This is a genomic window from Nodosilinea sp. P-1105 (assembly GCF_012911975.1).
Taxonomy (GTDB): domain Bacteria; phylum Cyanobacteriota; class Cyanobacteriia; order Phormidesmidales; family Phormidesmidaceae; genus Nodosilinea.
Genome location: NZ_SMDQ01000064.1, coordinates 20,658 through 31,569, shown reverse-complemented (window position 1 = coordinate 31,569; position 10,912 = coordinate 20,658). Strand labels below are relative to the sequence as shown.

Genomic DNA, 10,912 nt, shown 5'->3' with positions numbered 1-10,912 from the left:
TCCTTGAGTTGCACCATACACCTGCTCTGTCAGAACAGTGCAAATATACTGAAATTCTGTTTATCCGAACAGTATTGGGAACTTGATACCCTGTACTAATGCTCTAAAGCTCCCAGGGACAGGCACCCTGCAACAGAACCGTCGCCTCCTGGCTGCTGAGAGGTTTTGAAAACCAGTAGCCTTGGCCGCGATCGCAGCCAATGGCCAACAGCATCTCAATCTGGGCCTGGGTCTCAATCCCTTCCGCCACCAGATCCATCCCTAGCTTATGGCCCAGGCTGACAATGGTGTTCACAATTTCATAATCATCGCCATGGTTGTCCATGCGTCCCACAAAAGATTGATCAATTTTCAACGTATCGGTAGGAAACCGGTGGAGATAGCTCAGGGATGAATAACCCGTGCCAAAGTCATCAATCGCTAACTTTAACCCCAAATCTTTAAGCTGATGCATCAGTCGCTGGGCCTCGTCCACATCTCCCATGATCATGCTTTCGGTAATTTCTAGCTGAATTTGGTGCCCTGGGACCCCCAACTGATCTAGACACTGGGCAAACTGTTCCACTAAATCCACCTGGTGAAACTGCCGCCGGGACAGATTAATGCTCATTTTCAGATCGCGCCCTGGAAACTGTTGCTGCCACTGTTGGAGTTGACAACAGGCCTCCCGAAAAATCCACTGGCCCAAGCTGATAATTAAGCCAGTTTCTTCAGTCACTTGAATAAACTGTCCTGGTGATACAAACCCCTCCCCCTGACGGTACCACCGCACTAGCGCTTCAAAGCCTTTGATTCGCTTGGTTTGCAAACATACAATCGGCTGGTAGTGCAGTAAAAACTCTTGGTGTTCAAAAGCACTAAGTAAATGGCTTTCTAAGTCAAGGCGACGGATCGCCTCCTGGTGCATGGTCGTGGAAAAAATTTCGTAGCGATAGTCTTCTTGCAGTGCCTTGGCCCGATACATGGCTGTGTGGGCGTCCCGTAGCAAGTCTTCAGCCTTAGGGGGGCGGCCTTGGTGGGCCATCGCTACCCCCATACTGCTGGTAATTGATAACGGCCGTTGGGTAATCAATACCGGCTTCGCCAGCGCTGCCTGTAGGTGATTCAGCGCTCGGTCAACTGTTTTGACGTCATGGGCCGGCAGTAGGAAGGCAAACTCGTCACCCCCAACCCGGGAAACATGGGCCGATTCCGGTAAGTGCTGACGCAGGCGTTGGGCCATGGTCCGCAGCACCCGATCGCCCACCGAATGGCCAAAGGATTGATTGATTAACTTAAACCGATCCACATCCATAAATACCACGGTGACTGGTAGCCCCCAGTCACCGTCAGCCTGCTGCTGTAAGGCCCGCTGTACATGGAGCAGGAAGACGTCTCGCCCTGGCAATAGGGTCAGTTGATCGTAGCTGCTGCGGTACAGAGCCTTTTGGGTCACCACTAACCCCAAGGCCAGTAAAAACCCTGCCATCGGTTCAATTACTGGAACCCATAGCAGTTGGGCCAGCGCCAAGCCTGCCAATCCCCAAATAGTGGCTACAGCCACTACCCCCACCAGCAGCAGATTGGCAGGGCGACGCATCCGCCAACCCAAGGCCCCTGCCATCACCACCCAGGTGGCGGTCCACAGCAGTTCTCCCCACTGGGGCATAAATCGGTAAAGGGCAGGTTCCCCAGCGATCGCATCTAACAGTTGGCTAATGGCCTGGGCATGGACCTCAACCCCCGCCATCAAAAATCGGCTAGACTGCTCCAAACTAAAGGGGGTAAAAAATTCATCCTTCAAGCTCGAAGCCGTTGACCCAATCAGGACAATGTTGCCCTGCACCCAGTCAGGGGGTACCTGCTCGTTCAACACCTGGTCAATGGTCAGGGTACGGGCTGGGGAACCGGGGGTGCGGTACCTGAGTAAAATTTGGTAGCCGCGATTGTCGATATTGGCATAGCCCCCCGATCCAGGCAGTAGCGCCGGCAGTGTGGTCTCACCAATGCGCAGGCGATCGCCCTCCTGATCGACGACAAAGTCCAAGTCGTCGTGGTAAGCCAAAACTATCCGCAAGGGAAACGAGTAATGCCCTTCAGCCGGATTGCCCACATACAGCAAATTGCGCCTGACGATCCCGTCCGGGTCAATGGCTAAGTCATTAAAAGCTACTTGATCCGGTGCCAGTTCAGATGGGGCGGGCACCTCCCCACCATTGGGCTGACTCCCTACATTTCTAATGCCGATCACATTATCCGCCTGTAACTGTTGTGCCAAGGCGTCCCGCCCCGGGGGCTGAGGCGTGTTGCGATACAGGTCTAGGCCAATTACAGAGGGGGCATGACGCTGCAACCTAGCCATCACATCAGCCACCACCTGGTCAGACAAGGGCCAGCCATAGATTTCTAAGTCTCGTTCAGTCACCTCTATCAGCAACAGGCGCGAGTCAGGTGGTTGGGTTGTTTGCAATCGAGTCAGCAGGTCAAAACTAGCGATTTCCAGTCCTTGCCACAGTCCCAGCCGCCTGCCGCCAGATACGCAGGCTAGGGCGAGCAGCGTTGACAGTGCAATCGCTCGACCACCAAAGTTTAACCGCTGAACGAGTAGCGAACTAAACCGCTGACACTGCTGCCTCAAGGGCCAGTCCCGAAAATGCACCATGGAATAACCCGGAAAATTGGTAGAACACCTAAGGCCTACAGCCCCAGAACCCTAGATCAACTCATACAGGGGCACTGCAGGACTATCCGGATATCTTTAATCCTGTGTCTTGTCAACTACCGGAAGTAATGCCATTAAGCCATGGAATGGGGGCGACTGTCCCAGTGGGTGCCACCCCCCCTGCGCTGCCCCGGAAATTCTTCCCGGTCACCTTGGGCATGGGGTTGGGCGGATGGTTCAGGCCAGTGAGCCAGGATTAAGCCGCCAATACTTAAGATCAGCAGTAGCGTTACTCCCCCGGGCAAAAGAAACAACCGGATCAGGACTGCTTTCATACGCTGGGATTCTAATGTGAACAATGGAACTCCTTTTTTCGGAGGGGATACAGCGATCATGGGCGTCGGTAGCCTAACCGCTTCTCCTACTGAGATCCTTCACCGCCCAGGTGATATTGAATACATGATTGATCATCATTTACGTAAGCTTCATGGCGCCATAAAGCCCTTTGGGCAGCGTCCAGATGAAATATTCGGGCTCTCGTAGCTTGGGGTTACCGAAACGAGGCCCCCCGCTAGACAGCTATCTATTGCAAATCTGTAATCTTTGCCCCGGAGTAACATTAAAAACTTATTAAGGGAACTCACTGGAGCTAGAGGGGGCAGATATGCTTAGAGCAAGATACCTCCTAACTGCGTCTCCAGCCCCGTCCAGCCCTGCCATGGGTTGCCTTGATGGGGCTGCTACTTTTTTGGGGTCTGGTTGGGCCTGTGGTCGCAGATAGTCATCGGGGATATTCAAGATATTCAAATTGGATAGTCATAGTGGGCATCCACAAAAGATTCCTGTGAATTGTGCTTGCCGATACCAAGTCAGCAGTGTTAGGTTAAAAAACTAACACGATTTGAGTCTACGGTTTCGAAAGTCGGCTGTTTTGCAGCGTCATGACCTGGCCACGTCCAGGCTATGGCCTGATAGCTGGCTTGATTAAGCATGGGGCATCGACTGATTAGACATTTCACCGTCAGGATGAGGATGTCATTGGTGCTCTGTGCGTTGATTTCAGCACACGCATCTATGACCTTATTGGGATTAATCTGGGTTGCCGCTCTACCAAGTCAACTTGCCTTCCACAGTGAACTCAGCCTATTGCCCCCAGCTCGGGCCTTAGAGATTGTTCCCCGGGCTACTAGCCCTCATGTGGCCTGGTCAGCTGAAGGAGTCATGGTCGCGGTCGATACCGCAGGGGATGGTCATGCTCCATGGCTAGAGGAGTCCCCGCGCGAGCTACAGCCGCAAATCAATTCGTCCCGGCTAGCAGAAATAGACTGGAGTCTATGGGCTGCCACGGCTGCCGTTACGGTAGTCTCCTCTGAGAATAGGACCGCTACAGACGACCTGGCCACGCCTACAGAGGCCGATCTGACCTCAGCCGTCGCTAGCCAGGACTTTTGTGCGGCTCACGTCCGAGATTTACCCGTGCTAACTACCCCGATTGATCCCGCCTCGATCTCTGGGACTGGGTTTACGATTCAAGTGAACAATGTCGTCATTGGTGAGGTCGGTTCCCAGGCAACGGCTGATCAGGTGGCCCAGCAAATTCGGCAAGCACTGCCCGCCCTAGAAGCCAATGCTGCCGGGCTGACCCCCCAGATTAGTGGTGATGGCGATACAGCCGCCGCTCAACTAGAGGGGCAGACCGTGTTTGTCCTTCCAGAGAATATCTATGGCCCCTATGCCGATCACCCAGCCCTGACTGTTGCCCATTGGGTGAATAACCTGCGCGATGCCTTGGGTGCCCCTCCCCTGGACCCTAGCCCCATTCATATGGTTGCCGAGGGGTTGGGGGAAACCTCGCAAAGGTTGGAAGGTATTGCGTCTTGGTATGGTCCCTATTTTCATGGCCGTCAGACAGCGACGGGTGAGATTTTCGACCAACATGACTTAACGGCAGCCCATAAGACCTTGCCCTTTGGCACCACTTTAAAAGTGCGTAATCTGTTGAACGATAAAACTGTGGTGGTGCGGATTAACGATCGCGGTCCCTACATCGGCGATCGCTCCTTAGATCTATCCTATGCCGCCGCCCAATGCCTGGGGGCAGAAGAGGTGGGGCTAATTCCCTATGAAGCTACTATTTTGGCGGAGGGGATCCCCCGGGCCTGGCAAGGGGATATCGTCGCGACCCGGTAGTCACGCTACCCTCTGGGGCCAAGACTTAGGGGCTCAGTGGGCAATCGAATAAATCCCCTAGAGCATCGGTTCAGTATGGCTAAAAACCCGGTTTCTTCGTCGCTGCTCTAACGACATAATCTGCTGTCTGGCCAAGAAACCGAGTTTCTGTACTGGCGTTCTAGGGAACCGTTAGCGCCAGTAAGCCGCTGTATGTGCTCTTCCGCTCCTTTGAACTCAGGTTAAGCAGCGAATCGCTTCCAGCATGCCCCGCGCTTTATTCAACGTTTCCTGGTATTCGTTCTCAGGCACCGAGTCAGCCACCAGCCCTGCCCCAGCCTGCACACTGATGGTATGCCCCCCTTTGGGGTTAGCCTGTACCACCATGGTGCGAATGGTAATGGCCGTGTCCAGCTGCCCTTCAAAGTCGTAATAGCCATAGACCCCAGAGTAGGGACCTCGGCGGCAGGGCTCTAGGTCATGGATAATTTGCATGGCACGGATCTTGGGGGCACCGCTGACGGTACCCGCTGGGAAGCAGGCCTTCAGTAGATCCCAGGCGGTTTTGCTGGGACGCAGTTGGCCAATCACATTGCTAACAATGTGCATCACATGGGAATACCGCTCTACCACCATCAGTTCGTCCACCTGGACAGTGCCACTCAGGCAGACGCGGCCCAAGTCGTTGCGGCCCAAGTCAACCAACATGACATGTTCAGCAATTTCTTTGGGGTCAGCCAGTAAATCCTGCTCTAGGGCGGTATCGTCAGCCCCGGTCTTGCCCCGGGGGCGGGTGCCAGCGATGGGTCGCACTGTGGCAATGCGAGCAGAATCAGGCCCGCCTTCTAGGGTGGCTTTAACCATTACCTCTGGACTAGAGCCGATGATTTGCCAGTCATAGAAGTTAAAGTAGGCCATGTAGGGGGAGGGGTTGATCTGCCGCAGAGAGCGGTAGAGATCGAAGGGTTCTCCGGCATAGGTGGTGGTCAGGCGCTGGGAAATGACCACCTGAAAAATATCCCCGGCTTCAATGTGGGCCTTAGCCTGCTCGACGCTGGCACAGAACTCTTCGGGGGTGCGGTTGCTGGTGTAGGGTATTGGGGCTTTGCCATGGGCGCCTGGTGGGCTCCAGGCCAGGGGCACCTGGTTGGGTCCCAAGGGTAAGGTCAGCTTGTGGATCAGTTGGCGGACGCGATCGGAGGCTTCCCCGTAAGCATCTTCCACCGACCGGGCTGGATCGCGCAGGTCAGCATAGGCAATCGCCCACCCTTTGCGCTGCACTTGATCAAAGATCAGCAGGCTATCCACCTGCATCCATAGACCATCGGGGAGATCATTGGCGGCTGCAGGATAGACCGGCACAGTCGGTTCAATCCAGCGAATCAGTTCGTAGCCCCAAAAGCCAAAAAGACCCCCAATTCCGGGGGGCAACGAGGGCAGCTTAACTGGCTGATAGGGGGCCAAGCAATCGGCCAAAATGTCGAAGGGATTCCCCTCAAAGTGGCTGACTGTGCCATTCCGATGGGTTTGGGTTGAGTGGGAGCCTCGACTTTCTATCACCCACAGGGGATCACAGCCTAAAAAGCTATAGCGGCCTAGGGTTTCACCCCCTTCGACTGATTCGAGTAAAAAGCTGTAAGGCTGGCCAGCACACACCTTGTACCAGGCTGAGACAGGGGTATCTAAATCCCCCAGCCATTCTTGGTAAACCGGCACAAAATTGCCCTGGCTGGCGTAAGACTTAAACTGCTGGAGGTCGGGAAAAATCATGACGTTATTCTACAGCGCTAGGCCAGCAAAAAGGGCATAGCGATGCCATGCCCTTGGGGATATCAGGATATGAATGAGTCCAGAGTCAATGGGGTATACCAAGTCCAGTTCGGGATTTAGAGTTTCTTTACAGACAGAACTCTATGTCTGGACTTGGCGTTGGGTTAGTACTGCCAAGATACAGAAGCAGGGGTAATTAGACCTCGTAAGGGGCTTTACCGCTAAACTTGACTGTCGCTGGGTCAGGGTTAGCGCCAATGTTCCGGGGAATGGCACCGACCATGCCTCGGCCTTCGTTCACCTTCTCAGGGAAGACCCCATCCGCCGGATGCAGATACTGGGTTTCACCGCTGGGGTAAACACGATAGATCTTGTAGTCTTCGATTTTGGGCTTGAACTTGGTGCGTAGCTGGGTCCCCAGGGCCAGACACTGCTCTTTGCGGGACAGATACAGCAGGTTTTCCCCTTCGTTCATCATGGCGGCACCGCCAGTGGGCATTTCAAACACTTGCTTCTTAGAGCTTGTCCAGGTGATAGCGTATTTTTCCTCGACCTGAGCCTTGGTGAGAAGGCCGCCGGTGCTGCCTCCAAAAATAGGCGTTTGACCTGTTAAAGATTCAGTCATGGATTCCTATCTCTCAACCGTTTGTTGGGAATCCTATCATCGTAAGCGGAGCCTACAATACCGATTGTTGAGGAAGTGTAACAGTTCTTCAGGAAGGCGGGGAAAACTGGCCCTGGTGGCGGTCAATCGCGGCTAAATCAAGCTTAGTCGGATCCGTTTTTTGGGTCGGTGAATGAGCCCAAGCCCACCATTCCTAAGGAGATTTCTGAGAAAGACAATCCCGCTTGTTGTCAGCGATCATAGCTTTCGTAGGGTGGGCAATGCCCACCACTCGGGAGAAAGTTTCCTAGAAGTCACCTAACACCTGTGTAACCCACCCCTGCCTACTTCGGCAAGTTGCCCCTCCGGGGCCGCTACACGCTAGCGAAGCCATGCCGCAGGCTATACAGCACAGGCCTCCCAGGAGGGGATGTCGACACCAGCATCAATTTCAATCCCGGCCATCGCACCATACAGGGTGTAGTGGCTATAGATCCATGTTCCCTAGCCAACGGCTCCCTTTTCCGATGCTAGAAAAGGGAGCCTGGGTAAAGGGTCCAACTACTGAAAATTAACAATTCGGGCAAAGCTCTCGGGCTCTAGGCTAGCTCCACCCACCAAGGCCCCGTCAATCTCTGGCTGAGCCATCAGTTCATCCACATTCGCGGGCTTGACCGAGCCACCGTACTGAATCGTTACATCTGGGTTCTTCAGCAGGCTGCGAATCACCCCAATGACGCGATTTGCTTCAGCCGACTCACAGGTGTCGCCGGTGCCAATGGCCCAGATCGGCTCATAGGCAACGATCAGGTTGGTTTGGTCCACATCGACCAGGTCATTTTCAATTTGAGCCGTAATCACCGACTCTGTTTCCCCAGCATCCCGCTGTTGTTTGGTCTCACCGACGCAGAGAATAGGAGTCAGCCCATGGGCCTGGGCCGCTTTCAGCCGTAGATTAACCGTTTCGTCGGTTTCCCCGAAGTACTGGCGGCGCTCACTGTGACCCACTACCACGTAGCGCACCCCCAGTTCCCGTAGCATGGGACCCGAGATTTCTCCCGTAAAAGCGCCTTCTGCCTCCCAGTGGAGGTTTTGAGCCCCTACCTTGACCCGAGCGCCGTGCAAGCTCTTGGATAAAGCGCCTAGGGCCGTGAACGGTGCGCACAGCACCACCTCACGACCATCGGGAGTTTCACTCAAAAGTCCTAGGAAGTGCCTCAGAAAATCCAGGGTTTCAGCCTGGGTTTTGTACATCTTCCAGTTGCCAGCAATAACAATTTTTCGCACGGTTTTCTAGGGTTAAACGGTGATTAGGGAGATACTGACTAGCCTTGGGCTGGATACTCTGCCAGAGACAAGGTTTACCGTTGGCTAAGCCAGGGTTAACGAATTTCATCATTGCATCCTACTAAGAAAGTCACCCCGAATCAAATCCTCCTCAGCAGACTCAACGTAGGGGCACAGGAATGCTGTGCCCCTAGGGGGATGTTAACTCCAGTAGGGTGATGCGTCTCGCCCTTAGCGATTGGCGGCGGCATCCCGGGCCGCAGCCGCCTCGTCAGGATGGATGTTTAAACGAGTCAGGTTAATCCGGCCACGGCCATCAATTTCCCGCACCTTAACAATCACGTCATCACCGACGTTGACTTCATCTTCCACTTTACCCACGCGATAATCCGCCAACTGGGAAATGTGAATCATCCCTTCTTGACCCGGCATAAATTCCACAAAGGCCCCAATCGGAATCACCCGGGTGACCTTACCGGCAAATACATCGCCTGCAGAAGGTTTGAAGACAATAGCTTCAATCATTGCCTGGGCTTGCTTGGCCTTTTCCCCTTCGATCGCGGAGACGGTCACTGTGCCATCATCGGCAATATCCACCTTGGCGCCGGTTTGTTCGGTAATCGATTTGATTTTCTTACCGCCAGGACCAATTACCATACCGATCAACTCAGGATCGATCTTGAAGCTCATTAGCCGAGGGGCATGGGGAGATAGCTCCGGTCGGGGTTGATCCAGAGTGGCGATCATCTTCTCGAGGATATGGAGTCGAGCTGGCTTAGCCTGGTGAATTGCATCAGCAATCACCTTCACTGGCAGGCCGGTGATTTTCATGTCCATTTGCAGGGCGGTGATGCCAGTGTCTGTACCAGCCACCTTAAAGTCCATATCCCCTAGAAAGTCTTCGATGCCCTGGATGTCGGTGAGAATCCGAATCTGATCGCCTTCCTTAATCAACCCCATGGCTGCGCCGCTGACTGGTTTGATGATGGGGACCCCAGCATCCATCAGCGATAGGGTAGAGCCGCACACCGAGCCCATGGATGTCGAACCATTCGAAGACAGGACTTCAGAAACGACTCGAATCACATAGGGAAAGTCCTCTTGGGGAGGCAGGACGGGGACGATTGCCCTCTCGGCCAATGCTCCATGGCCAATTTCCCGGCGACCAGGGGAGCGCATGGGTCGGGTCTCACCTACGGAATAGGGGGGGAAGTTATAGTGGTGCAGGTAGCGCTTCTCTTCCTCGGGGTGCAGGTCATCCATCATTTGCGCATCCCCTGGGGTACCCAAAGTTGTGACCGACATCACCTGGGTTAGGCCCCGCTGAAACAAGCCGCTGCCATGCACACGGCTGGGTAAAAGCCCCACCTTGCAAAAGATCGGGCGGACTTCATCTAGCTTGCGGCCGTCCACGCGCACGTGATCGTCAACAATTTGCTGCCGCATCAGCTTTTTGGTAACCGCTTTGTACGTATTCCCCAGGGCCTTACCGTTGGCGGCTACGGCCAGCTTGACCGGGTGATCGTCCTCTAGGGCCGCAATGGCTTCAGCGAGTTCAGCCTTGATGACATCCAGCTTCTCGTCCCGTTCTGGCTTGGTCAGCTCGAACTGTTTCAAGACCTCTTTAATTGGGTCTGTGGCCTTGTCAGCCACAAAGGTTTCCAGAGTAGGATCTGTTTCGGGTTCAGGTTCAGTGACTTGCTCAATGCCTAGCTCTTTAATTAAGTCTAGCTGAGCTTTAATCAAATCCTGCACTACCTCATAGCCAAAGTCGATGGCCTCAATCATATCGGCCTCAGGCAGTTGGTTGGCCCCGGCTTCTACCATGATCACCCCATCAGGGGAACCGGCTACTACCAAGTCTAAATCGCCGTTTTCAACTTCTTTGTAGGTGGGGTTAATCACAAAGTCGTCACCGACCAGCCCAACCCGCACGGCTGCCATGGGGCCTTTGAAGGGAATGCCCGCTAGCAGCACGGCTATCGAAGCGCCAGTGGCGGCTAGCACATCTGGGGGTACCTGTTCATCCATGGCCAAAGTGGTGGCCACAATTTGAATGTCATCCCGTAGCCACTGGGGGAACAGTGGCCGCATGGGGCGATCAATCAAGCGGCAAATTAAAGTGGCCCGCTCGGGAGGACGCCCTTCCCGCCGCAGAAATCCCCCAGGAATACGTCCAGCTGCGTAGAGTCGCTCTTCGTAGTCCACTAACAGGGGCAGAAAGTCAATGCCTTCCCGCCCGGTAGAGCGGGTCGCCGTAACCAATACAGCGGTGTCTCCCGACTGTACTAACACAGCCCCTCCTGCTTGAGGGGCGAGTAGGCCGACCTTCAGATTGATATCTCGACCATCAAAGGATATTGATTTTTCAAGTTCTTGCATTTACAGCTACGTCCTTCTTCTGCTTCTTTCGCTCTTTTACTTCACTTACTTCACTTTTG

General features: G+C 54.3%; 7 protein-coding genes. 1 reads left to right on the top strand and 6 read right to left on the bottom strand.

All coding sequences use genetic code 11. The features are described 5' to 3' along the window. Positions 1-103: 103 nt before the first annotated feature. Both E1H13_RS20980 and E1H13_RS20975 read right to left on the bottom strand, forming a co-directional pair. Complete coding sequence (locus E1H13_RS20980; RefSeq protein WP_169616321.1) at positions 104-2,641, bottom strand: EAL domain-containing protein; 2,538 nt, start codon at positions 2,639-2,641, stop codon at positions 104-106. Positions 2,642-2,775: 134 nt separating this feature from the next. Beyond that, positions 2,776-2,976 carry a hypothetical protein gene (locus E1H13_RS20975; protein WP_169616319.1) on the bottom strand — a complete coding sequence of 67 codons (201 nt, stop codon included), beginning with the start codon at positions 2,974-2,976 and terminating at the stop codon, positions 2,776-2,778. A gap of 739 nt (positions 2,977-3,715) precedes the next feature. On the opposite strand from E1H13_RS20975, the gene E1H13_RS20970 reads away from it, so the two are divergent. After that, a complete protein-coding gene (locus E1H13_RS20970) occupies positions 3,716-4,831 on the top strand; it encodes a septal ring lytic transglycosylase RlpA family protein (RefSeq protein WP_240966764.1) in 1,116 nt (371 codons plus the stop codon). A 216-nt stretch (positions 4,832-5,047) separates the two neighbouring features. On the opposite strand, the gene E1H13_RS20965 is transcribed toward E1H13_RS20970, so the two are convergent. The 4 genes from E1H13_RS20965 to E1H13_RS20950 all read right to left on the bottom strand — a co-directional run bounded on the left by E1H13_RS20965 (position 5,048) and on the right by E1H13_RS20950 (position 10,853). Next, entirely contained in the window at positions 5,048-6,580 is a 1,533-nt protein-coding gene (locus E1H13_RS20965) for an anthranilate synthase component I family protein (protein ID WP_169616317.1), read from the bottom strand. A gap of 196 nt (positions 6,581-6,776) precedes the next feature. Then, entirely contained in the window at positions 6,777-7,205 is a 429-nt protein-coding gene (locus E1H13_RS20960) for a photosystem I reaction center subunit II PsaD (RefSeq protein ID WP_169616315.1), read from the bottom strand. A gap of 540 nt (positions 7,206-7,745) precedes the next feature. Then, positions 7,746-8,471, bottom strand: a complete 726-nt coding sequence (gene tpiA, locus E1H13_RS20955; RefSeq protein WP_169616313.1) for a triose-phosphate isomerase — start codon at positions 8,469-8,471, stop codon at positions 7,746-7,748. A gap of 231 nt (positions 8,472-8,702) precedes the next feature. Beyond that, complete coding sequence (locus E1H13_RS20950; RefSeq protein ID WP_169616311.1) at positions 8,703-10,853, bottom strand: polyribonucleotide nucleotidyltransferase; 2,151 nt, start codon at positions 10,851-10,853, stop codon at positions 8,703-8,705. Positions 10,854-10,912 lie beyond the last annotated feature (59 nt).

Coding starts and splice junctions, on each gene's coding strand:
- E1H13_RS20980 (WP_169616321.1), bottom strand. CDS start 2,641: ATGGTGCATTTTCGGGACTGGCCCTTGAGGCAGCAGTGTCAGCGGTTT.
- E1H13_RS20975 (WP_169616319.1), bottom strand. CDS start 2,976: ATGAAAGCAGTCCTGATCCGGTTGTTTCTTTTGCCCGGGGGAGTAACG.
- E1H13_RS20970 (WP_240966764.1), top strand. CDS start 3,716: ATGACCTTATTGGGATTAATCTGGGTTGCCGCTCTACCAAGTCAACTT.
- E1H13_RS20965 (WP_169616317.1), bottom strand. CDS start 6,580: ATGATTTTTCCCGACCTCCAGCAGTTTAAGTCTTACGCCAGCCAGGGC.
- E1H13_RS20960 (WP_169616315.1), bottom strand. CDS start 7,205: ATGACTGAATCTTTAACAGGTCAAACGCCTATTTTTGGAGGCAGCACC.
- E1H13_RS20950 (WP_169616311.1), bottom strand. CDS start 10,853: ATGCAAGAACTTGAAAAATCAATATCCTTTGATGGTCGAGATATCAAT.